This window comes from Pseudomonas sp. Marseille-Q7302 (genome assembly GCF_965111925.1).
This window is the reverse complement of the sequence record NZ_CBCOPK010000001.1, coordinates 75,351-98,230: the sequence shown is the minus strand read 5'-3', so window position 1 is coordinate 98,230 and position 22,880 is coordinate 75,351. Positions and strand designations below refer to the sequence as shown.

Genomic DNA, 22,880 nt, shown 5'->3' with positions numbered 1-22,880 from the left:
CATGGCCAAGGTTTACGCGATAGCCAACCAGAAGGGCGGGGTGGGCAAGACCACCACGTGCATCAATCTCGCCGCTTCTCTGGCCGCCACCAACCGGCGCAAGGTGCTGCTGATCGATCTCGATCCCCAGGGTAACGCCACCATGGGCAGCGGGGTGGACAAGCACGCCCTGGAGCATTCGGTACTGGATGTTCTCACCGGCGCCTGCGGTCTGCTCGATGCCATGCATTTTTCCGAACACGGCGGCTACCAGCTGCTGCCGTCTAACCGTGATGTCACCGCCGCGGAGGTCGAACTGCTGGAGATGACCGGTCGCGAGAGTCGCCTGCGCGATGCCCTGGCGCCGGTGCGGGACAACTACGACTACGTACTCATCGACTGTCCGCCGTCGCTGTCCATGCTGACCATCAACGGGCTGGTGGCCGCCGATGGCGTGATCATCCCCATGCAGTGCGAATACTTCGCCCTGGAAGGCCTGACCGATCTGATCGGCAGCATCCAGCACATCGCCCAGCGGCTGAATCCCCAGCTCAAGATCGAAGGCCTGCTGCGCACCATGTTCGATCCGCGCATCGGCCTGGCCAACGACGTCGCCGCCCAGCTCAAGCAGCACTTTGACGACGCGCTCTACGAAACCATCATTCCGCGCAACGTCCGCCTGGCCGAAGCGCCCAGCTACGGTATGCCCGCCCTGGTCTACGACAAGAGTTCGAAAGGGGCTGCGGCCTATCTGGAGCTGGCCAGCGAGCTGGTCAAACGTCAGCGCAAGGCGGCTCGCACCGCCAAGACTGCCTAAGGAATCCCCATGGCTGTGAAGAAACGAGGACTGGGCCGCGGCCTCGATGCCCTGCTCGGCGGCGCCAGCGTCAAGGTCCTGCAGGAGCAGGCTGCCGCCACCCCGGTCAGCGAATTGCAATCGCTGCCGCTGGACATCATCCAGCGCGGCAAGTACCAGCCGCGCCAGCACATGGATCCCGTCGCGCTGGAAGAATTGGCCAATTCCATCCGCACCCAGGGACTGATGCAGCCCATCGTGGTGCGTGCCATCGGTGAGGGTCGCTACGAGATCATCGCCGGTGAGCGCCGCTGGCGTGCCAGCCAGCAGGCCGGTCTGGAGCGTATCCCGGCGCTGGTCCGCGACGTCCCTGACCAGGTGGCCATTGCCCTGGCGCTGATCGAGAACATCCAGCGGCAGAACCTCAACCCGCTGGAAGAGGCCATGGCCCTGCAGCGGCTACAGGATGAGTTCGAGCTGACCCAGGCCCAGGTGGCCGAAGCCGTCGGCAAGTCGCGCTCGGGCGTGACCAACCTGCTGCGCCTGCTGGCGCTGGCCGAAGACGCCAAGGAGCTGCTGGCCAAGGGCGAGCTGGAAATGGGCCACGCGCGGGCCTTGCTCGGCCTGCCGAAGGGCCGTCAGGCCGAAGGGGCGCGGCACGTTGTCGCACGGGGCCTGACGGTTCGTCAGACCGAAGCCCTGGTTCGCCAGTGGCTCAGTGGCGTGGAACCGAGCGAGAAGGCGCCCCCTGTGGATCCGGACATCAGTCGTCTGGAGCAGCGTCTGGCCGAGCGTTTGGGCGCCAACGTGCAGATCCGCCATGGCGAGAAGGGGAAGGGGCAACTGGTCATCCGTTACACCTCTTTGGACGAACTTCAAGGCGTACTGGCGCACATTCGCTGACACAAATGCGTTACGGCAGGAAAGGCAATCTGTCCGGGGTGGCTTGAACCACCCCTGGCGCGCCCCTATACTTTGCCCGCTTTTTGTCGGCACAAAGCATGCCAGTGAAAACAACTATTAAGCCGACACCAGAGGACTTCGAGCCGATGGACCGCCGCACGCCCAAACGCCTGCCTTTCCATCATCAGCCTGCCTTTCGCCTGCTGCTCGTCCAACTGGCTGTCGCGTCGTGTGCCGCCGTTGTCTTGTCTTGCTTCGTCGGTAAGGTCGCCGGTTATTCCGGATTGTTGGGCGGGCTGATTGCCTGGCTGCCCAATCTGTATTTTTCGTTCAAGGCGTTCCGCTATCGCGGCGCCCATGCCGCCCGTGACATCGTCCGTTCTTTCTACTCGGGCGAGGCGGGCAAACTGATTCTCACGGCAGTGCTCTTTGCACTGACGTTTGCCGGGGTAAAACCGCTTTCGGCTCCTGCACTGTTCGGCGTCTATCTGTTGACGCTGATGGTCAATGCCGGCGCGCCCCTGCTACTGAAAAAACCGACTAGACCTTAAGGCATTCGAGGCACACATGGCAGCAGACTCCGCTTCGGGCTACATCCAGCACCACCTGCAGAACCTGACCTATGGTATGCACCCGGTGAACGGCTGGAGCTTCGCCCACACCCCCGCTGAAGCTAAGGAAATGGGCTTCTGGGCCTTCCACGTGGATACCCTTGGCTGGTCGGTCGCCCTGGGCCTGATCTTCCTGGTGCTGTTCCGCAGCATCGCCAAGAAGGCCACCAGTGGTCAGCCTGGCGGTCTGCAGAACTTCGTCGAGGTGCTGGTCGAATTCGTGGACGGCAGCGTCCGTGACACCTTCCACGGCAAGAACGCCCTGATCGCGCCCTTGGCCCTGACCATCTTCGTCTGGATCTTCCTGATGAACCTGATGGACTTGGTGCCGGTGGACTGGCTGCCGTCCGTGGCCGGCATGCTGTTTGGCGAGCACACCTACTTCCGCGTGGTTCCGACCACCGACCCGAACGCCACCCTGGGCATGGCCCTGTCGGTGTTCGCCCTGCTGATCTTCTACAGCATCAAGATGAAAGGTATCGGCGGCTTCTTTGGCGAGCTGACCCTGCATCCCTTCAGCAGCAAGAACATGCTGCTGCAGATCATCCTGATCCCGATCAACTTCCTGCTCGAGTTCGTCACCCTGATCGCCAAGCCGATCTCGCTGGCACTGCGACTGTTCGGCAACATGTATGCTGGCGAGCTGATCTTCATCCTCATCGCCATCATGTTCGCCAACGGTCTGGCACTGGGTGGTCTGGGTATCGTGCTGCAGTGGGCGTGGGCGGTGTTCCACATCCTCATCATCACCCTGCAGGCGTTTATCTTCATGATGCTGACCATCGTCTACCTGTCGATGGCGCACGAAGAAAGTCACTGAGGAATGGCCCCCGGGCGCTGCTGACGGCGTCTGGAGGCGGTTCTGCCGTGAGTCCCGGGGGCCTTGTCCGCCGGGGGACTTGGGAAAACTTTTTCGCTTCAACCTTAACCAAGACGACTAAAAAAGTCGGGAGGAAAGATGGAAACTGTAGTTGGTTTGACCGCGATCGCCGTTGCTCTGCTGATTGGCCTGGGCGCTCTGGGTACCGCCATTGGCTTCGGTCTGCTGGGTGGCAAGTTCCTCGAAGGCGCCGCTCGTCAGCCGGAAATGGTTCCGATGCTGCAAGTCAAGATGTTCATCGTCGCCGGTCTGCTCGACGCCGTGACCATGATCGGTGTTGGTATCGCCCTGTTCTTCACCTTCGCTAACCCCTTCGTTGGTCAGATCGCCGGCTGATCACCCCCAGGGGTGTAGGCAGGACTGATGGACAACGAACGAGCGAGGTGTTGGCGTGAACATTAATGCAACCCTGATAGGCCAGTCCGTTGCCTTCTTCATCTTCGTGCTCTTCTGCATGAAGTACGTGTGGCCGCCGATCATCTCGGCGCTGCGTGAGCGTGAGAAGAAGATTGCCGATGGCCTTGACGCTGCCAACCGCGCGGCTCGTGATCTGGAAGTGGCACAGCAGCAAGCCAACCAGAAAGTGAACGAAGCCAAGGGGCAGGCGGCCGAGATCATCGAGCAAGCCAACAAGCGTGCCGCTCAGATCGTCGAGGACGCACAGGCCAAGGCCCGTGCCGAAGGCGACCGGATCAAGGCGCAGGCTCAGGCTGAAATCGAGCAGGAAATCAACAGTGCGAAGGACGCCCTGCGTGCTCGCGTCGGTCTGCTGGCCGTGGCCGGCGCCGAGAAGATCCTTGGATCGACCGTTGATGCCAATGCTCATGCCCAGTTGGTTGACCGACTGGCAGCGGAAATCTAAGCGAGGCCACCAATGGCAGAACTGAACACGCTGGCCCGGCCCTATGCCAAGGCGGCTTTCGAGTTCGCACAGTCCCAGCAGCAGCTGACCCAATGGTCGGCCGCGCTCGGGCTGCTCGCCGCGGTATCCCAGGACGGGACCGTGCGCCAGCTGCTTCAGCAGCCGCAGTTGACTGCGGACGCCAAGGCCGGATTGCTCATCGACGTATGTGGCGATCAACTGGATGCACAGTCCCAGAACTTCGTTCGGACCGTGGCAGAAAACAACCGGATCGACCTGTTCCCGGCCATCGCCGAGATCTACGAGGCGTACAAGGCCGAGCAGGAAAAATCCATCGAGGCGGAAGTCACCAGTGCTTTCGCCCTGAGCGAAGAACAGCAAGACAAACTCGCCAAGGCTCTCAGCGCAAGGCTAGGTCGACACGTGCGACTTAATGCATCCGAGGATGCGAGCCTGATCGGTGGTGTGGTTATCCGCGCCGGCGACTTGGTAATCGATGGCTCCGTTCGCGGCAAGCTCGCGCAACTGGCCGAAGCGTTGAAACCTTGAGTTTGAAGGGGCAGTAGCATGCAGCAACTCAATCCTTCCGAAATTAGTGAAATCATCAAGGGTCGCATCGACAAGCTCGACGTGACCTCGCAAGCCCGCAACGAAGGCACCATCGTCAGCGTGTCTGACGGTATCGTGCGGATCTTCGGTCTGGCCGACGTCATGTACGGCGAAATGATCGAATTCCCCGGCGGCATCTACGGCATGGCACTGAACCTGGAGCAGGACTCCGTCGGCGCCGTGGTCCTGGGTAGCTACCTGGGTCTGGCCGAAGGCATGAGCGCCAAGTGCACCGGCCGCATCCTGGAAGTCCCGGTTGGTCCGGAACTGCTGGGTCGCGTCGTCGACGCCCTGGGCAACCCCATCGATGGCAAGGGTCCGCTGAATGCCAGCGCCACCGACGCCGTCGAGAAGGTCGCACCGGGTGTGATCTGGCGTCAGTCGGTCGACCAGCCGGTGCAGACCGGCTACAAGGCCGTCGATGCCATGATCCCGGTTGGTCGTGGTCAGCGTGAGCTGATCATCGGTGACCGTCAGATCGGCAAGACCGCCATGGCGATCGATGCCATCATCAACCAGAAGAACAGCGGTATCCGCTGCGTCTACGTCGCCATTGGTCAGAAGCAGTCGACCATCGCCAACGTGGTACGCAAGCTGGAAGAGAACGGCGCTCTGCACAACACCATCGTGGTGGCAGCCAGTGCGTCCGAATCGGCTGCCCTGCAGTTCCTGGCGCCCTACTCGGGTTGCACCATGGGCGAATACTTCCGCGACCGCGGTGAAGACGCCCTGATCGTCTATGACGATCTGTCCAAGCAGGCCGTGGCCTATCGCCAGATCTCACTGCTGCTGCGTCGTCCGCCGGGCCGTGAAGCCTATCCCGGCGACGTGTTCTATCTCCACAGCCGTCTGCTCGAGCGCGCTTCCCGCGTCTCCGCCGACTACGTCGAGAAGTTCACCAACGGCGCTGTGACCGGCAAGACCGGCTCGCTGACCGCCCTGCCGATCATCGAGACCCAGGCCGGCGACGTGTCCGCCTTCGTTCCGACCAACGTGATCTCCATCACCGACGGCCAGATCTTCCTGGAAGCCGGCCTGTTCAACTCGGGCATCCGCCCGGCGGTCAACGCCGGTGTTTCGGTATCCCGTGTGGGTGGTGCGGCCCAGACCAAGATCATCAAGAAGCTGTCGGGCGGTATCCGTACCGCGCTGGCCCAGTACCGTGAACTGGCGGCCTTCGCCCAGTTCGCCTCGGACCTGGACGAAGCCACCCGCAAGCAGCTCGAGCATGGTCAGCGCGTCACCGAGCTGATGAAGCAGAAGCAGTACGCGCCCATGTCCATCGCCGAGATGTCCCTGAGCCTGTACGCCGCCGAGCGTGGTTTCCTGAGCGATGTGACCCTGGACAAGATCGGTAGCTTCGAGCAGGCCCTGATCGCCTACTTCAACCGCGATCACGCCGACCTGATGGCCAAGATCAACGTGAAGGGCGACTTCAACGACGAGATCGACGCCGGTATCAAGGCGGGAATCGAGAAGTTCAAGGCCACGCAAACCTGGTAAGCCGCGACGGGGGCGCCAGCCCCCGTTTGCCAACCCGATAGGTGTCACATGGCAGGCGCAAAAGAGATTCGCGGCAAGATCGCGAGCATCAAAAGCACACAGAAGATCACCAGCGCCATGGAAAAGGTTGCGGTCAGCAAGATGCGTAAGGCTCAGGCCCGCATGGCTGCCAGCAAGCCTTATGCCGAGCGCATCCGCGCTGTGATCGGCCACCTGGCCAACGCCAACCCCGAGTACCGCCATGCCTTCATGGTGGAACGCGAGGTCAAGCGCGTCGGCTACATCGTGGTCAGCTCCGATCGGGGTCTGGCCGGTGGTCTGAACACCAACCTGTTCAAGGCTCTGGTCCGCGACATGGGCGACCAGCGCGGCAAGGGTGTGGAAATCGATCTGGCGGTGATCGGGGCCAAGGGTGCCTCCTTCTTCCGTAGCTTCGGCGGCAACGTGGTCGCGGCCATCAGCCACCTCGGCGAAGAGCCGGCGATCGGCGATCTGATCGGCAGCATCAAGGTGATGCTGGATGCCTACCTGGACGGCCGTATCGACCGCCTGTACGTGGTGTCCAACGTCTTCGTCAACACCATGACCCAGAAGCCGACTATCCAGCAGCTGGTGCCGCTGGTTCCGGCCGAGGGCGGTGAGCTGCAGGGCAAGCATTGGGACTACCTCTACGAGCCCGACGCCAAGACCTTGCTCGACGGCCTGTTGGTGCGCTACGTGGAGTCCCAGGTGTATCAGGCCGTGGTCGAGAACGCTGCCAGCGAACAGGCCGCGCGGATGATCGCGATGAAGAACGCCACCGACAACGCCGGCGATCTCATCAAGGACCTGCAGCTGGTCTACAACAAGGCTCGCCAGGCTGCGATCACCCAGGAAATTTCGGAAATCGTCGGCGGCGCCGCCGCGGTCTGACGGACAGCTTAAACATTCGAGGAACGCGAAATGAGTAGCGGACGTATCGTACAAATCATCGGCGCCGTGATCGACGTGGAATTCCCGCGCGACGCGGTACCGCGCGTCTTTGACGCCCTCAAGGTGCAGGGTGCCGAAACCACCCTGGAAGTCCAGCAGCAGCTGGGCGACGGCGTGGTCCGGACCATCGCCATGGGTAGCACCGAAGGCCTCAAGCGTGGCCTGAACGTGGGCAACACCGGCGAGGCCATCAAGGTCCCGGTCGGCGTCAAGACCCTCGGCCGCATCATGGACGTCCTGGGCAACCCCATCGACGAAGCCGGCCCCATCGGCGAGGAAGAGCGTTGGGAAATCCACCGCAAGGCCCCGTCCTATGCAGAACAGGCTGGCGGTAACGACCTGCTGGAAACCGGCATCAAGGTCATCGACCTGGTCTGCCCGTTCGCCAAGGGCGGTAAGGTCGGCCTGTTCGGCGGCGCCGGCGTGGGCAAGACCGTCAACATGATGGAGCTCATCCGTAACATCGCCATCGAGCACAGCGGTTATTCCGTGTTCGCCGGTGTGGGCGAGCGTACCCGTGAAGGGAACGACTTCTACCACGAGATGAAGGACTCCAACGTTCTAGACAAGGTCGCCCTGGTCTATGGCCAGATGAACGAGCCGCCGGGCAACCGTCTGCGCGTGGCCCTGACCGGCCTGACCATGGCCGAGAAATTCCGTGACGAAGGCCGTGACGTCCTGTTGTTCGTCGACAACATCTACCGCTACACCCTGGCCGGCACCGAAGTGTCCGCGCTGCTGGGTCGTATGCCGTCCGCGGTGGGCTACCAGCCGACCCTGGCCGAGGAGATGGGTGTCCTGCAGGAGCGCATCACCTCTACCAAGCTGGGCTCGATCACCTCCGTACAGGCCGTTTACGTCCCTGCGGATGACTTGACCGACCCGTCCCCGGCGACCACCTTCGCCCACCTGGACGCCACCGTGGTTCTGTCCCGTGACATCGCCTCCCTGGGTATCTATCCGGCGGTCGATCCCCTGGACTCCACCTCGCGCCAGCTGGACCCGAACGTGATCGGCCAGGAGCACTACGACACCGCTCGCGGCGTCCAGTACGTGCTGCAGCGCTACAAGGAGCTGAAGGACATCATCGCGATCCTGGGCATGGACGAACTGTCCGAGTCCGACAAGCAGCTGGTATCCCGCGCTCGTAAGATCCAGCGTTTCCTGTCCCAGCCGTTCTTCGTGGCCGAAGTCTTCACCGGTTCGCCCGGCAAGTACGTGTCCCTCAAGGACACCATCGCCGGCTTCTCCGGGATTCTGCGCGGCGACTACGATCACCTGCCCGAGCAGGCGTTCTACATGGTCGGCGGCATCGACGAAGCCATCGAGAAAGCCAAGAAACTGTAACTGCCGCGCCCGGCGACGGGCGCTCTTAGAGGCACGCTATGGCCAAGACAGTCCAATGCGACATCGTCAGCGCGGAAGGGGAAATCTTCTCCGGCGCGGTGGAGATGATCATCGCCCACGGCCACCTGGGTGATCTGGGTATCGCCCCGGGCCATGCGCCGCTGCTCACCGACCTGAAACCGGGCCCCATTCGCCTGGTCAAGGAAGGGGGCGCCGAGGAGGTGTTCTACATCTCCGGCGGTTTCCTGGAAGTGCAGCCGAATGTCGTCGAAGTGCTGGCCGATACCGCCAGCCGCGCCGGTGACATCGACGAAGCTGCCGCTCTGGAAGCCAAGCAGCGCGCCGAGGCCGCCCTGAGCGACAAGGGCACGGAGTTCGACTATACCGCTGCCGCCGCTCAGCTCGCCGAAGCCGCCGCCCAGCTGCGCACCATCCAGCAGCTCAAGCGGCAAGCCAAGCGCTAAGCGCAAGGTCAGGCTGTAACGACAAGGGTAGCTTCGGCTACCCTTTTCTTTTGTCGCCCGAAAAGTGGGCGAGAAATGTCGCGTGGTCAAATTCGGAAGGCGCCTGTCGCCTTCGGTCGCCGGCCCGTCTCTTCCTCCTGTCTCCGAGGTTCCGATGTCCCTGGAAATCGTCATCCTGGCCGCTGGCCAGGGCACTCGCATGAGATCCGCTCTACCCAAGGTGCTGCATCCCGTGGCCGGTCGCAGCATGCTGGGGCATGTCCTCGACCGCGCCCGTGAGCTGCAGCCGGCTGGCATCCACGTCGTCATCGGTCATGGCGCCGACCAGGTCCGCAGCCAGCTGGCCGCGGACGACGTGAGCTTCGTGGTGCAGGCCGAGCAGCTCGGCACCGGCCATGCCGTGGCTCAGGCGGCCCCGGCGCTGACAGCGGAGCGGGTGCTGATCCTCTATGGCGATGTGCCCTTGATCCAGACCGAAACCCTGCAGCGTCTGCTGGAGCAGGTGGATGACAGCCACCTGGCGTTGCTGACCGTGGAGCTGGACGACCCCACCGGCTACGGCCGTATCCTGCGCGATGGCGAGGGTCGGGTCACCGCCATCGTCGAGCACAAGGACGCCAGCGATGCCCAGCGCGCCATCCGTGAGGGCAACACCGGCATTCTCGCGGTACCGGGACGGCGGCTGGCCGACTGGCTGGGCCGGCTATCCAACAGCAATGCCCAGGGCGAGTACTACCTGACCGACGTCATTGCCCTGGCAGTGGCGGACGGCCTGACCATCGCCACCAGTCAGCCGGCGGAGGCCATGGAAGTACAGGGCGCCAACGATCGCCGGCAACTGGCCCAGCTGGAACGGCACTTCCAGCAGCGCGCTGCCGAGCGCCTGATGCTGCAGGGCGTGACCCTGGTCGATCCCCTGCGCTTCGATCAGCGGGGCCAGGTCGAGACCGGACGCGACGTCTCCATCGACATCAATGTCATCCTCGAAGGCCGGGTGGTGTTGGAGGATGGTGTCAGTATCGGTCCGAATTGCGTGATCAAGGACAGCGTCCTCAAACGCGGTGCCATCATCAAGGCCAACAGCCACCTGGACGGGGCCGTGGTAGGGGAGGGCGCCGACGTCGGTCCCTTCGCCCGTTTACGTCCCGGCAGCGAATTGGGCGTCAAGGCGCACGTGGGCAACTTCGTCGAGCTCAAGAACGCCCAGCTGCAGGACGGCGCCAAGGCCGGTCACCTGACCTACCTCGGAGACGCCAGTATCGGCGCAGGCAGCAACATAGGGGCGGGTACCATCACCTGCAATTATGATGGTGCCAACAAGTTTCGAACCGAAATCGGTGCGGATGTCTTCGTGGGTTCCAACAGCTCCCTGGTGGCCCCGGTCACCCTGGGCGCGGGGGCGACCACGGCGGCAGGCTCGGTCATCACAGCCGATGTGCCGGCCGAAGCCCTGGCACTGGGCCGCGCACGCCAGGTCAACAAGACCGGCTGGCAGCGACCTAAGAAGGCCCCCAAGACTTGACGGCTGTCCACTATTAGGTTCTGATTCGATCCATTATCTTTCGAATCGAAATTTATGACTCGCCGCAATACCGCTCAGCGTCGTCACGCCATCCTTGCCCAGCTTCAGGAGCAGGGCGAGGTCAGCGTGGATGGCCTGGCTCGCCAGCTGGAAACGTCCGAGGTGACCATCCGCAAGGACCTGGCCGCACTCGAACGCAATGGGCTGCTCCTGCGTCGCTACGGCGGCGCCGTGGCCATGCCCCAGGAGTTGTTGGCCGAGGCACCCCCCCAGGCCTCGCCCTTCAAGCAGGCCATTGCCCGGGCGGCGGTCCAGCGCCTGCGTGAGCATGCGCGGATCATCATCGACTGCGGCAGCACCACGGCGACGCTGATTCCGCAACTCGATCACCGTCCTGGCCTGGTGGTCATGACCAATTCCCTGCAAGTCGCTACGGCCCTGCGCGAATTGGAACAGGAACCCATGCTGCTGATGACCGGCGGGACCTGGGATCCGCATTCTGAATCCTTCCAGGGACAGGTGGCCGAACAGGTATTGAGATCCTACGACTTCGATCAGCTGTTCATCGGCGCCGACGGTCTCGATCTGGAACGGGGCACCACCACCTTCAACGAGCATCTGTCGCTGTCGCGGGTGATGGCCGAGGTGGCACGGGAGGTGGTGGTCATGGCCGAAGCGAGCAAGCTGGGCAGGCGAATTCCCAATCTGGAACTACCTTGGGAAAGGGTGGATGTGCTCATTACCGATGAGCGCCTGCCGGCCGAAGCGGCCCGAGCGATCGAAACCCAAGGGGTGCAGGTCATCTGCGCCCCTGTGGACAACTAGACAATCAGGTCATCCACAGTCGACTCAATGGGGTCGCTGTGGATAAGACAGGCAACGGGAGGTAAGCATGTGTGGAATCGTCGGCGCCATTGCCGAGCGTAACATCACCGCCATTCTGGTCGAGGGTCTCAAGCGCCTGGAGTACCGTGGCTACGACAGCGCCGGCCTGGCGCTGCTGGATGCCCAGGGCGAGTTGCAGCGCCTGCGCCGCATCGGCAAGGTCAGCGAACTGGAAGCGGCGTTGCTGGCAGACCCCCTGGCCGGTCGCCTGGGCATCGCCCACACCCGCTGGGCCACCCATGGCGCGCCCACCGAAGCCAATGCCCACCCGCACTTCTCCCAGGGTGATGTGGCGGTGGTGCACAATGGCATCATCGAGAACCATGAAGCCCTGCGGGCCCAGCTCAAGGCTCAGGGCTATGTCTTCACCTCCCAGACCGATACCGAGGTCATTGTCCACCTGCTGCACCTCAAGCTGCAGGACAGCGGCGATCTGACCACGGCGCTCAAGGCGGCGGTCAAGGAATTGCACGGCGCCTATGGCCTGGCGGCCGTGTGGCGCCAGCAGCCGGATCGCCTGGTGGCGACCCGCAGTGGCAGCCCCCTGGTGATCGGCCTCGGCCTGGGCGAGAACTACCTGGCCTCCGACCAGCTGGCGCTGCGCCAGGTCACCGACCGCTTCGTCTACCTGGAAGAGGGTGACGTGGCCGAGATCCGCCTGGATCAGGTCAACCTCTGGGATGTGGATGGCGAGCCGGTTCAGCGTGAGACGGTGCAGTACCACGAAGGCAGCGAGGCCGCCGACAAGGGCGCCTATCGCCACTTCATGCTCAAGGAGATCCACGAGCAGCCCAGCGTGGTCCAGCGCACCCTGGAAGGTCGCCTGGGCGATGGCCAGGTGCTCCCTGAGGCCTTTGGCCCGGCGGCATCCGAGTTGTTCGCCAAGGTGCGCCAGGTACAGATCGTCGCCTGCGGGACCAGCTTCCATGCAGGCTCGGTGGCACGCTACTGGATCGAGGAATACGTGGGCATTCCCTGCCAGGTAGAAGTGGCCAGCGAATTCCGCTATCGCCGCGTCGCCGTCAGCCCGGACACCTTGTTCGTGACCATTTCCCAGTCCGGCGAGACCGCCGATACCCTGGCGGCCCTGCGCATGGCCAAGCAATCCGGCTATCTGAGCAGCCTGGCGATCTGCAACGTCGCCACCAGCTCCCTGGTGCGCGAATCTCAGTTGAGCTTCCTGACCCAGGCGGGTCCGGAGATCGGCGTGGCCTCGACCAAGGCCTTCACCACGCAGCTGGTCTCACTGCTCTTGCTGACCCTGAGCCTGGGACGTTGCCAACAGCGCCTGGACGCCGGTGTCGAGGCCGAACTGGTGGCCGAGCTGCGCCGTCTGCCGGCGCGTCTGGATGAAGCCCTGGCCATGGACAAGACCGTGGAAAAGCTGGCGGAGTCCTTTGCCGAGAAGCACCACACCTTGTTCCTAGGGCGTGGCGAGCAGTACCCGGTGGCCATGGAAGGCGCGCTCAAGCTGAAGGAGATCTCCTACATCCACGCCGAGGCCTATCCGGCGGGCGAGCTCAAGCACGGTCCCCTGGCCCTGGTCGACGCCGACATGCCGGTGGTGACGGTGGCGCCCAACAACGAACTGCTGGAAAAGCTCAAGTCCAACCTGCAGGAGGTGCGAGCACGGGGTGGTCAGCTGATCGTCTTCGCCGACGAGCGTGCTGCCTTCGAGGAAGGCGAAGGCATCCGCATCGTGCCCATGCCGCACATCCACGATGCCCTGTCCCCGATCCTCTACACCATCCCGCTGCAGCTGCTGTCTTACCACGTGGCCGTGTTCAAGGGCACCGACGTGGATCAGCCACGCAACCTGGCCAAGTCGGTGACCGTGGAATAAGGGGTTTCACGTGAAACCTCAGGGCACGCGCCAGCTGCCCTGATTCTGCTGACGACAGGCGACGGCCAGGAAACGGCCGTCGCCCGGTTCGCCGTAGTAGTGGATATCCTGCCGATAGGGCACGCCGGGGCTGCGGGCGTTCTGGCAGATGCCAATCTCGCCCACCGGGCAACGGTCGACGAAACGGACCTCGGTCTGCTGGTCCTTGAGTTGCGGCTGGCAAAAGCCCTCGCGAAACAGCTTGGCCGGGATGTCGATATTGCTCTGGCAGATCTGCACGTCCACACTGCCCTGACGACTGCGGATCACGCAGGCGTCGGCGAGCGCCAGTGAAGGCAACAGCAGTAGAGCAATCAACAGGCGCCGCATTCCAAGCAACCTCTCGCAAAACCGTCACTCTAGCATTCGACCTTTCGCCATGCGCCTAGCCGATATCAACACCCATGTGATCGCCGGTCCCTTGGGCGCCGGCAAGACCACCCTGATCCGCCAGCTGTTCACCCAGCGTCCTGCCAACGAGCGCTGGGCGATCCTGGTCAATGAATTCGGCCAGATCGGCCTCGATGCGGCGCTCATGACCCGGGACGACGAGGGAGTGAGTATTGCCGAGGTTCCGGGCGGCTGCCTGTGCTGCGTCCAGGGCGTGCCCCTGCAGGTAGCTCTCACGCGGTTGCTCCGGCGCGCGCGACCGCAGCGATTGTTCATCGAGCCTTCCGGCCTGGGTCATCCCGCCAGCCTGTATCGACAACTCCAGGCACCGCCCTGGACCGGGGTGCTGACGCTGCAACCGCTGGTCTGGGTGGTGGACGCCGGGCAATTGCTTAAGGGCTTGCCTCTGCCGGATGCTCAGTACCAGGCACTGCAGCAGGCCGGTCTGGTCGTGCTCAACAAGAGCGAAGGGCTGGACCAGACGCTCTTGCCACCGCAGCTGGGCGACCGGCCGCTGTACTGGACGGAGGAGGGCCGGATCACGCTGGCTGATCTGCCCTTGGCTACCGAGGAGTCCTCAAGCGCTCGCGAGTTACCCGAGCCCACGGCCGTTTCTTCGCCACAGGCGCTAGTGCTACCCCATCGCCCGCTGCGTTTCAGTCATACCCAGGAGGGGCATCACGCCGTCGGTTGGCGCTGGCATTCCCAGCACCGCTTCGACGGGCCTGCGCTGCTGGCTCTTCTGACCAGGCTCCCGGGCCTGCGCCGGCTGAAGGCGGTCCTGCAATTGCAGGACGGCTGGCAGGCTTACAATGGTCTGGCCGGGGAAGGTCGTTGGGAGCCAAGCCCATGGCGCCGTGACAATCGGCTGGAGCTGATCCTGGAGCAGATGCCGGATCTAGAGGCCCTCGAAAAAGCCCTGCGCGCGACCATTCGCGACATTTGAGGTTGCCAAATCTTTTCAGTTAATGATAATGATTATTAAATTTACTTCCTCTGCGTATCGCTCCCATGGCTCCGACATCTCTTGCCAAGCCTGAACCTCTCGTAGTTGCTGCGCGTTCTGACGGTGACGAGGTGGAATCCGTCCAGGGACCCGTCAGGGCCGCCCTGGCAGGTGACGTGGAACCGGTCGCAGGGGTCAATGCCAAGCGTAGCGAGCCCTCGGCCACCATCCTGTCGTTTCGGATGCCCGAACGTAACGAAGAGATCCTGACGCCGGTGCTGACCCCGGTAGGCGCCGCCGAGCCGGGTGAGCAGCCACCGCGCGGCCGTGGCTGGGGCGCCGCTTCGGCGTTGTCGCTGATCATGCACGCCAGCATGGCGGCAGCCCTGTTCTTGGTGGTCCAGGCCCCGCCGGAGCTGAAGATCGCCAAGGGCGACGAGCCCATGCAGGTGAGCTTCATCCAGCTGCCCAAGCCGGTACCCGAACCACCTGCACCCGCCCCGGCACCGCCAGCGCCGCCGCAACCCGAACCACCGCCGCCAGAACCGCCCAAGCCCGTGGAGCCGCCGAAACCGGTGGAGCCGCCCAAGCCGGTGGTGGAAAAGCCCAAACCCAAGCCGAAGCCCAAACCCAAGCCGGTCGAGCACAGCCAGCAGAAGCCATTGCCGAAAAAGGTCGAGCCCGCGCCGGAACCGGTCGCCCAGGCGGCGCCTTCTCCAGCGCCTGCTCCCGCGGCTACCGCACCCAGTCAGCTTGCACCTGCCGCTGCGCCTTCCGGTCCGCCAAAGACCGCGGGTCTACCCACGGGTAGCATCGATGACGCCGATATCCGGCCGATCAAGATGACACCGCCGGAGTATCCGGAAATGCTGCGCCGCCGCGGCGTGGGTGGCGAGGTCAGGGTGATGTTCACCGTGACCGCCGATGGTCGACTGGCCGATATCCAAGTGCTGGAAGCCTCCAACAAGCAACTGGAGCGCGCTGTGCTCGAGGTGCTGGGTGAATGGCGCTTCGCCCCGCGGGTCTCTGGTGGTCAGATCGTGCCGCGCAAGGCCACTAAGACCTTCAACTTCAAGATCCAGCGCCGCTAGGCCGCGGAGCCCCTGGGCTCCGCCTCATGCTCGCCAGGTCGTTCCAGACCCAGGTAGCGGAACATGCCATGGGCGATCTCGCGCTCGCCCATGATTACCTCGTCCACCCCATTGGCCTCCAGATGACGGATCTCGTCATCGTGGTGCGCGCGGGCAAGGATGTGCAGATCGGGAGTCAGCTCGCGGGCACGGCGGGCGATCTCGGCGGCTTCGAAGCCGTTGGGTATCGCCAGCAGCAGGGCGCGTGCTTCCTTGAGCTTGGCCCGCGCCAGCACCTTGTCTTGGGTCGCATTGCCGAGGATTGCCTTGAAGCCCTGCTGGCGTAGCGCCGTGACATGCTCGGGCTCATCGGTGATCACGATCAGCGGCGGACCCTGGCGATCCAGGCGATCGCAGATGTAGCGACCTACCCGGCCATAGCCCACCAGGACCAGATGTCCACTGTGTTCGACGGGCTCGGGTTCGTCGTCCAGTTCCGGCGCATGCTTGCCCTTGGCGTTGACGAGCCGGCGACCTTCGCGGCGCTCTAGCCAGGGCTGCAGGCGATCGATGCCGTGGAACAGCAACGGATTGAGGATGATGGAGATGATGGCGGCAGCCAGGATGAGATCGTGCGCGCCCTGGTCGAGCAATTTCAGTGACAGGCCGAGGCTGGCGAGGATGAAGGAGAACTCGCCGATCTGCGCCAGGCTGGCGGCGATGGTCAGGGCCACACTCAGGGGGCGACGATAGGCCAGGACGATCAGCATCGCGGCGATGGATTTGCCAAAGACGATGACCGCGACCGTCGCCAGAATCGCCCAGGGCCGTTCCAGCAGGATTTCCGGATCGAACAGGCAGCCCACCGAAAAGAAGAACAGCACGGCGAAGGCTTCACGTAGCGGCAGCGAATTTTCCGCCGCATCGTGGCTGAGTTCGGATTCGTTGAGCACCACGCCAGCAAAGAAGGCGCCCAGGGCGAAGGACACCCCGAACAGCGAGGCCGAGCCATAGGCGATACCCATGGCGATGGCGAGGGTGGCCAGGGTGAAGAGTTCACGCGAACCGGTACGCACGACGCGGGCCAGTAGCCAGGGAATGGCTCGCCGACCCACCACCAGCATCAGGGCGATGAAGGCGCCCACCTTGAGGGCGGTAACACCCAGCTCCAGCCCCAGGCTCTGGCCCGGTTGCTCGCCACTGTCACCGCCCAGGGGGCCCGCCAGGGCCGGCAGGATCACCAGGGCCAGCACCATCAGCAGGTCTTCCACGATCAGCCAGCCCACGGCGATGCGTCCACGCCGGCTTTCTACCATCTGGCGCTCTTCCAGCGCCCGCAACAGCACCACGGTACTGGCCACCGACAGCGACAGACCAAACACCAGCCCGCTGCCCAGGCCCCAGCCCAGGAAATGACTCACGCCCATGCCCATGAGGGTAGCGGCGGCGATCTGGACGATCGCGCCGGGAATGGCGATGCGCTTGACTGCCAACAGGTCCTTGATGGAGAAGTGCAGGCCCACACCGAACATCAGGAGGATGACGCCGATTTCGGTCAGTTCCTTGGACAGCTCGGGATCGGCGACGAAGCCAGGGGTGAAGGGTCCAGCGACCACGCCGGCGAGCAGATAGCCGGCGATGGGTGGCAGGCGCAGGCGGGTAGCCAGGGTACCGAAGACGAAGGCCAGGACCAGGCCGATCGCCAGGGTCGATATCAGAGGGGTGTGATGGGACATGCTGGCTCCAAGGATTTGGATTGCCAGATCCTGGAGCCGCTGCCGTCGAACGACGGCGACCTAGCCGGCAAAACTCAAAAGGTTTCCTTGAGTGCCTGATAGCGCTCTTGAAGTTCCCGACGGATCTGCCGGCGCTGCTGTGCCTGCACACAGCGTCGCTTCTCGTCCGGGGTGACGGGCTGGAGCTGAGGCACTGGGCAGGATTTGCCGTTCTCGTCCACCGCCACCATGGTGAAGAAACAGCTGTTGGTGTGGCGCACCGAACGTTGCTGGATATTCTCGGTGATGACCTTGACGCCGATCTCCATGGAGGTGGTGCCGGTGTAGTTCACCGAGGCAAGAAAGGTCACCAGTTCGCCGACATGCACGGGCTCGCGAAAGATCACCTGGTCCACCGACAGGGTCACCACATAGCGACCGGCATAGCGGCTGGCGCAGGCATAGGCGACCTCGTCGAGGTATTTGAGCAGGGCGCCGCCGTGGACATTGCCGGAAAAGTTGGCCAGGTCCGGGGTCATCAGGATGGTCATGCTCAACTGGTGGTTGCCGGCTTCCATGGGCGAATCCTCGAGGGGAAATCCTGTAGACGGCGCCACGGCGCCGTCTGTCACAGCCGTCAACGGCCGGCGGAGAGGCCGAAGTCGATGGGCAGGTCGGCGCCGGAGATGGCGGCCGCCTGGGGCTGGCAGAGGAAATAGACGAATTCGGCGACTTCCTCTGGCTGGATGAAGCGTGCGGTATCGCCCTGGGGATAGCGGTTGAGCAGATTGCGCCGGTAGCCGGCCGGATCGCCGCTGCCATAGTGCGCTGCCTGGAAGTCCAGCATGGGGGTGTCGATGTCGCCAGGAGAGACGGCATTGACCCGCACGCCGTCCCGAGCCAACTCCACCGCCAGATTCTGACTGAAGAAGCGGACCGCGGCCTTGGCCGCGCCATAGGCCGCTGCCCCGGCGATGGGCTGACGGCCAGCACCGCTGGCGACGTTGATGATGACGCCGCGATTTTCCTTGAGGAAGGGGATGGCCGCCGAGCACATGAAGAAGGTGGCCTTGAGATTGACCGCCATCACCAGGTCGTAGTCTTCCTCGCTGAAGGTCTCCACCTCGCCTTCGCGCCAGATACCGGCCGCATTGATCAGGGCGTCCAGGCGTCCGGTGCGGGCCATGACCTTGCTGACCAGGGAACGGCAGCCCTCGGCACTGGAAATATCGGCGGTCACACTGGAATCCAGGCCGACGATGCCGTTGAGTCCATGCAGGCCTTCGGCATCGCGGTCGGCTGCGGCGACGCGCCAGCGACTTTGGGCAAAGCGTTGCGCCAGGGCACGGCCGAGGCCGCCCGCAGCGCCGGTGATCAGGACGACGGGAGTGCTCATGACGCTTCCTCCGGAGTAATGGCCTTATCCAGACCCGCGTGAGGCGGGGTCGTTCAGTGGCGGCCCTGTCAGCTTTCCAGCCAGACGTCGCGCGCCCAGATCCAGACCGAATCCCAGGATTCGTCGGTCAGGTCGCCATCTTCCCACAACAGCACCTCGCCTTCCTGGCTGACGCAGTAGTAGCCGTCATCGCTGGCACAGAGAGGAATGTACTCGCGCGGCAGGCCTTCATCCCAGGCGGTCGCGGCCATTTCCGGCAGATAGGTATGGGACTGGGGATCGGTAACGGTCACCGGCTCGATGCGGCCATAGACCACGTCGCTGACGGTCAGCAGGAATTCACGGAATTCCGGCGGCAGGCTGATGAGTAGTTCTTCCTCGATTTCGACCAGCAGGTCTTCGTCGGGCAGTTCCAGGGGAACGGGAACGGGTTCGTTTTCTTCACGCAGGCGTTCGATGACGTCTTCCATAGCAGGCCTCTCTCGAAATGCGCACCGGATAGGGAAAAGAGGCGCGCAAGGTTAGCAGTTCAGTCCGGGATAACGGCAGCTTCCGTGCGGACTTGATAGCGGTTTCGCGAGAGGGTTCGCCTGGGACACCAATGAAAAAGCCCGGCTTAGAGCCGGGCTTTCGAGTAACGCGCGCTTATCAGGCGTTCTGGCGAATACCCGCTAGCAGCCAGGGCTGGTTTTCACCAGCCATGCGCTCCATGCGCCAGCTTTCGCTGAACGGCTGGCCCTGGTCGAAACGCGATTCCTTGGACACACCGTTGAAGGTGATGGTGGCGATGGTCTTGCCCTGCAGATCCTCGACCCCATCCAGGTTAGCGTTCAGGTTCTCGATATAGGTGGACTGGAAGCCTTCACCCAGCGCAGCGCGCTCGTCACGCAGCCATTGCAGCATCTGCGGGGTGACGAACTCGGAGATCTTGTCCATCTCGTTGGCGTCCCAGTGTTGCTGCAGGCTCATGAAGTGGTCGCGACCGGCGGCCACGAAGCGCTCGGCATTGAACCAGCTCGGCGCATTGATCACCGGTGCGGCACCGGCAGCGGCACCCCCGAACAGGCCACCGTTGGCGGGCTGATTGGGCATTTCGCGCTGCATGGGCGCATGGCCAGCAACGGCGGGCTGCGGACCGGCCTGCTGCTTGCGACGGGCGATCAGACGGAAGATCACGAAGGCGATGAGCGCCAGGATCAGGAAGTCGAAGAACTGGAAGCCTTCGAAGCCGTCACCCATGAACATGGAGGCCAGCAGGCCACCGGCGGCGATACCGGCCAGTGGGCCGAGCCAGCGCGAGGCGCCACTGGTACGGGCAGCAGCGGCGGCGCCAGCACCGGCGGCCGGTGCGGCCATGCCCGGCTGCTGTGTCGGTGCGGCCTGGCGGGTCTGGTGAATGGGCGCGGCGCCAGCGGACTTGCCGGCGCCCATGCGTTTGGCATTGGCATCCAGGCTGAGCGTGAGGCCCAGGCACAGGATCATGAAGAAGCTCATCAGGCGTTGCATGTGGTGTTCTCTCAGTGAAGAGTCTGGTGTTGGATACATCTTGCGCTGCCCGGTCAAGTACAGCCAGCGTGAATTGTTTCGGTATTTTGCCCTTTGCGCTCGCCGCCCAAGCGACCAACGTCGCCTCCGCGGACAGCGGAAAATCTCTAGCTACATCAATCTATTACAGATTTTTGCAAAATCCGTCACAAGAGTTTGCAGATGCTAGTCTTGGACTCCAGTCAGCGCAGGTGTCGGGAGATAACCCGGCCCGTCATAGGAGGGCCCGGCCGATGCATGCCTTAGCTTTCATCCAGGACATGGCGGTCATCATGCTGGTGGCCGGCGTGGTGACCATCCTGTTTCACCGCCTCAAGCAGCCCGTGGTCCTGGGTTACATCCTCGCCGGCTTCATCATCGGACCCCATACCCCGCCATTCGGTCTGATCCACGACGAAGAAAGCATCAAGACCCTCGCCGAGGTGGGGGTGATTTTCCTGATGTTCAGTCTTGGCCTTGAGTTTTCACTGCGCAAACTGTTCCGGGTAGGCGCCACGGCCTTCATCGCGGCCTTCCTGGAGATCAGCCTGATGCTCTGGCTGGGTTATCAGGTAGGCCAGATGTTCGGCTGGTCGCACATGGATTCGCTGTTCCTCGGCGCCATTCTGGCCATCTCCTCGACCACCATCATCGTCAAGGCACTCAACGAGCTGAAGATGAAGCACGAGCGCTTCGCCCAGCAGATCTTTGGCGTGCTGATCGTCGAGGACATCCTCGGCATCGGCATCATCGCGCTGCTGTCGGGGCTGGCGGTAAGCGGTTCGGTGGAACCGGGAGCGGTGGCCTCGACCCTGGGCAAGCTGAGTCTGTTCATGATCGTGGCGCTGGTGATCGGCATCCTGCTGGTGCCGCGGCTGCTGGCCTACGTGGCCAAGTTCGAAAGCAACGAGATGCTGCTGATCACGGTGCTGGGGCTGTGCTTCGGCTTCTGCCTGCTGGTCGCCAAGCTGGAATACAGCGTGGTACTGGGAGCCTTCCTGATCGGCGCCATCATGGCCGAGTCCCGTCAGCTGCTGAAGATCGAGACGCTGGTGGAGCCACTGCGCGACATGTTCAGCGCCATCTTCTTCGTCGCCATCGGCCTGCTGCTCGATCCCAAGGTGCTGGTCGAATACGCCTGGCCGATCACGGTGATCAGCGTCGCCGTGGTACTGGGCAAGATCCTCGCCTGCAGCCTGGGTACCCTGATCGCCGGCAATGATGGTCGTACCTCATTGCGAGTGGGCATGGGCCTGGCGCAGATCGGCGAGTTCTCCTTCATCATCGCCACCCTGGGCATCACCCTGGGTGTCACCAGTCATTTCCTCTATCCGGTGGCGGTCGCCGTATCGGCGGTCACTACGCTGCTTACGCCCTACCTGATCAAGGCCGCCGATCCGCTGGCGCTGTGGATCGGACGCTGGCTGCCGCAGCCCCTGCAGCGGGTACTGGGCATCTATGGCGAATGGTTGCGCAGCATCCAGCCACAGGGCGAGAAGGCGGTATTGGCCGGGATGATGAGACGTATCCTGCTGCAGGTCGGCATCAACCTGTCGCTGGTGATCGCCATCTTCCTGGGCGGCGCCTATTTCGCCAACGGCCTGGCGGGTTGGCTTGGCACCTGGATTGCCGATCCCGACCTGCAGAAGGCCTGCATCTGGGGTGGGGCGCTGCTCTTGTCGCTGCCTTGCCTGATCGCCGCCTATCGCAAGCTCAAGGCCCTGGCCATGCTGATGGCCGAACTCAGCGTGCGGCAGAACCAGGCCGGGCGCTATACCCAGCCGGTGCGGCGTCTGGTCAGTGAGCTGATCCCGCTGCTGTCGCTCGCCGGCATCCTGGTGCTGCTGGCCGCCCTGAGCAGCAGCATCCTGCCCCGTGGTGAACTGTTGCTGCTGATCGGCCTGGTCGCGGTGGTGGTGATCGCGGTGCTGTGGCGCTGGTTCATCCGCGTGCATTCGCGGCTGCAGATCGCCTTCATCGAGACTCTGGAGCAGGACAAGGGCGGACAGCATTAGGCCGCTTTTGCGCAATCCAGCCATTGCCGGCTGGGGATCGACGCGGCAGAATCGCTCTAAGTCGCCCGTTTGCATAAGCGGGTCGATGGCAAGGGAATGCACAATGCAGGAAATGGGCTTGGCCGCTTTCTGCCGTCCGGCAATCTCCCACTGGCGGTCAGGCCCGTTTCCTGCGCCCTTTCAGGGCCTCCAGGCGAGCAGCAGCACGCCACCGCCAATGGCCGCGATACCGCACCACTGGCGCAGGTCCAGGCGTTCGCCGAGCAGCGCCACGCCGAAGATTGCCACCAACACCACGCTCAACTTGTCCACCGGCGCCACCAGCGAAGCCGGTCCCAGCTTGAGCGCCCGGTAGTAGCACAGCCAGGACAGGCCAGTGGCCACCCCCGACAACAGCAGAAACAGATAGCTACGGCCGCTGATGCTGGCCAGCGATTGTGCCTGGCCGGTAGCCGTGACGATGGCAGCCAGTACCACGACCACCACCAGAGTCCGCAACAGGGTGGCGAAGTCGGCGTTGACCTGTTCCACGCCCAGCTTGCCGAAGATGGCGGTGAGGGCGGCGAAGGCCGCCGCCAGCAGCGCCCAGAACAGCCAGGACGCCGTCAT

24 protein-coding genes are annotated in these 22,880 nt (G+C 63.5%); 17 read left to right on the top strand and 7 right to left on the bottom strand.

The annotated features are described in order from the left end of the window. Position 1 precedes the first annotated feature (1 nt). From ACWPW1_RS00490 to glmS, 14 genes are all read left to right on the top strand, one after another. Entirely contained in the window at positions 2-796 is a 795-nt protein-coding gene (locus ACWPW1_RS00490; protein ID WP_454252257.1) for a ParA family protein, read from the top strand. A 9-nt stretch (positions 797-805) separates the two neighbouring features. Continuing rightward, the gene (locus ACWPW1_RS00485; protein WP_059312995.1) at positions 806-1,678 is read left to right on the top strand and encodes a ParB/RepB/Spo0J family partition protein; all 873 of its coding nucleotides are present in this window, start codon (positions 806-808) and stop codon (positions 1,676-1,678) included. 146 nt (positions 1,679-1,824) lie between these two features. After that, the gene (locus ACWPW1_RS00480; protein ID WP_037006585.1) at positions 1,825-2,229 is read left to right on the top strand and encodes a F0F1 ATP synthase subunit I; all 405 of its coding nucleotides are present in this window, start codon (positions 1,825-1,827) and stop codon (positions 2,227-2,229) included. A gap of 16 nt (positions 2,230-2,245) precedes the next feature. Next, a complete protein-coding gene (gene atpB / locus ACWPW1_RS00475; protein WP_059312994.1) occupies positions 2,246-3,109 on the top strand; it encodes a F0F1 ATP synthase subunit A in 864 nt (287 codons plus the stop codon). Between the two features lie 138 nt (positions 3,110-3,247). Continuing rightward, entirely contained in the window at positions 3,248-3,505 is a 258-nt protein-coding gene (atpE, locus tag ACWPW1_RS00470) for a F0F1 ATP synthase subunit C (RefSeq protein ID WP_003097235.1), read from the top strand. Positions 3,506-3,560: 55 nt separating this feature from the next. Next, entirely contained in the window at positions 3,561-4,031 is a 471-nt protein-coding gene (locus tag ACWPW1_RS00465) for a F0F1 ATP synthase subunit B (RefSeq protein ID WP_059312993.1), read from the top strand. A 12-nt stretch (positions 4,032-4,043) separates the two neighbouring features. Next, entirely contained in the window at positions 4,044-4,580 is a 537-nt protein-coding gene (locus ACWPW1_RS00460) for a F0F1 ATP synthase subunit delta (RefSeq protein WP_017641468.1), read from the top strand. A gap of 18 nt (positions 4,581-4,598) precedes the next feature. Next, positions 4,599-6,143 (top strand): F0F1 ATP synthase subunit alpha, encoded by a 1,545-nt coding sequence (gene atpA, locus ACWPW1_RS00455; RefSeq protein ID WP_454252256.1) that lies wholly within the window; start codon positions 4,599-4,601, stop codon positions 6,141-6,143. 48 nt (positions 6,144-6,191) lie between these two features. Next, positions 6,192-7,055, top strand: coding sequence for a F0F1 ATP synthase subunit gamma (atpG, locus tag ACWPW1_RS00450; RefSeq protein WP_059312991.1), 864 nt, complete (start codon positions 6,192-6,194; stop codon positions 7,053-7,055). A gap of 30 nt (positions 7,056-7,085) precedes the next feature. Continuing rightward, the gene (atpD, locus tag ACWPW1_RS00445; RefSeq protein WP_017641466.1) at positions 7,086-8,462 is read left to right on the top strand and encodes a F0F1 ATP synthase subunit beta; all 1,377 of its coding nucleotides are present in this window, start codon (positions 7,086-7,088) and stop codon (positions 8,460-8,462) included. Between the two features lie 38 nt (positions 8,463-8,500). Continuing rightward, positions 8,501-8,926 (top strand): F0F1 ATP synthase subunit epsilon, encoded by a 426-nt coding sequence (locus ACWPW1_RS00440; protein ID WP_059312990.1) that lies wholly within the window; start codon positions 8,501-8,503, stop codon positions 8,924-8,926. 154 nt (positions 8,927-9,080) lie between these two features. Continuing rightward, complete coding sequence (gene glmU, locus ACWPW1_RS00435; protein ID WP_059312989.1) at positions 9,081-10,448, top strand: bifunctional UDP-N-acetylglucosamine diphosphorylase/glucosamine-1-phosphate N-acetyltransferase GlmU; 1,368 nt, start codon at positions 9,081-9,083, stop codon at positions 10,446-10,448. Positions 10,449-10,502: 54 nt separating this feature from the next. Next, positions 10,503-11,273 carry a DeoR/GlpR family DNA-binding transcription regulator gene (locus ACWPW1_RS00430; protein WP_059312988.1) on the top strand — a complete coding sequence of 257 codons (771 nt, stop codon included), beginning with the start codon at positions 10,503-10,505 and terminating at the stop codon, positions 11,271-11,273. A gap of 67 nt (positions 11,274-11,340) precedes the next feature. Continuing rightward, positions 11,341-13,176, top strand: a complete 1,836-nt coding sequence (gene glmS, locus ACWPW1_RS00425) for a glutamine--fructose-6-phosphate transaminase (isomerizing) (protein WP_454252255.1) — start codon at positions 11,341-11,343, stop codon at positions 13,174-13,176. 18 nt (positions 13,177-13,194) lie between these two features. Here the strand turns inward: glmS and ACWPW1_RS00420 are convergent, their stop codons facing one another. Continuing rightward, positions 13,195-13,545 (bottom strand): NADH:ubiquinone oxidoreductase, encoded by a 351-nt coding sequence (locus ACWPW1_RS00420; RefSeq protein ID WP_454252254.1) that lies wholly within the window; start codon positions 13,543-13,545, stop codon positions 13,195-13,197. A gap of 49 nt (positions 13,546-13,594) precedes the next feature. Here ACWPW1_RS00420 and ACWPW1_RS00415 point away from each other — a divergent pair, with 49 nt between their 5' ends. Beyond that, entirely contained in the window at positions 13,595-14,551 is a 957-nt protein-coding gene (locus ACWPW1_RS00415) for a CobW family GTP-binding protein (RefSeq protein WP_454252253.1), read from the top strand. Positions 14,552-14,682: 131 nt separating this feature from the next. Further along, a complete protein-coding gene (locus ACWPW1_RS00410; RefSeq protein ID WP_454252252.1) occupies positions 14,683-15,642 on the top strand; it encodes a TonB family protein in 960 nt (319 codons plus the stop codon). On the opposite strand, the gene ybaL is transcribed toward ACWPW1_RS00410, so the two are convergent. The 5 genes from ybaL to ACWPW1_RS00385 form a co-directional block, all read right to left on the bottom strand. Continuing rightward, positions 15,639-17,357, bottom strand: coding sequence for a YbaL family putative K(+) efflux transporter (ybaL, locus tag ACWPW1_RS00405; RefSeq protein ID WP_271653465.1), 1,719 nt, complete (start codon positions 17,355-17,357; stop codon positions 15,639-15,641). The two genes, ACWPW1_RS00410 and ybaL, sit on opposite strands and share 4 nt — an antisense overlap. A gap of 74 nt (positions 17,358-17,431) precedes the next feature. Next, on the bottom strand, positions 17,432-17,914 hold the full coding sequence (locus ACWPW1_RS00400; protein ID WP_059312982.1) for an acyl-CoA thioesterase: 483 nt from the start codon (positions 17,912-17,914) through the stop codon (positions 17,432-17,434). 59 nt (positions 17,915-17,973) lie between these two features. Further along, complete coding sequence (locus ACWPW1_RS00395; RefSeq protein WP_059312981.1) at positions 17,974-18,732, bottom strand: SDR family NAD(P)-dependent oxidoreductase; 759 nt, start codon at positions 18,730-18,732, stop codon at positions 17,974-17,976. Positions 18,733-18,800: 68 nt separating this feature from the next. After that, a complete protein-coding gene (locus ACWPW1_RS00390) occupies positions 18,801-19,202 on the bottom strand; it encodes an SMI1/KNR4 family protein (RefSeq protein ID WP_059316790.1) in 402 nt (133 codons plus the stop codon). Positions 19,203-19,380: 178 nt separating this feature from the next. Then, on the bottom strand, positions 19,381-20,238 hold the full coding sequence (locus tag ACWPW1_RS00385; protein ID WP_434775362.1) for a Tim44 domain-containing protein: 858 nt from the start codon (positions 20,236-20,238) through the stop codon (positions 19,381-19,383). Between the two features lie 272 nt (positions 20,239-20,510). On the opposite strand from ACWPW1_RS00385, the gene ACWPW1_RS00380 reads away from it, so the two are divergent. Continuing rightward, on the top strand, positions 20,511-22,271 hold the full coding sequence (locus ACWPW1_RS00380) for a cation:proton antiporter (RefSeq protein ID WP_271653463.1): 1,761 nt from the start codon (positions 20,511-20,513) through the stop codon (positions 22,269-22,271). Positions 22,272-22,451: 180 nt separating this feature from the next. Here the strand turns inward: ACWPW1_RS00380 and ACWPW1_RS00375 are convergent, their stop codons facing one another. Continuing rightward, on the bottom strand, positions 22,452-22,880 hold the full coding sequence (locus ACWPW1_RS00375; RefSeq protein ID WP_059316787.1) for an EamA family transporter: 429 nt from the start codon (positions 22,878-22,880) through the stop codon (positions 22,452-22,454).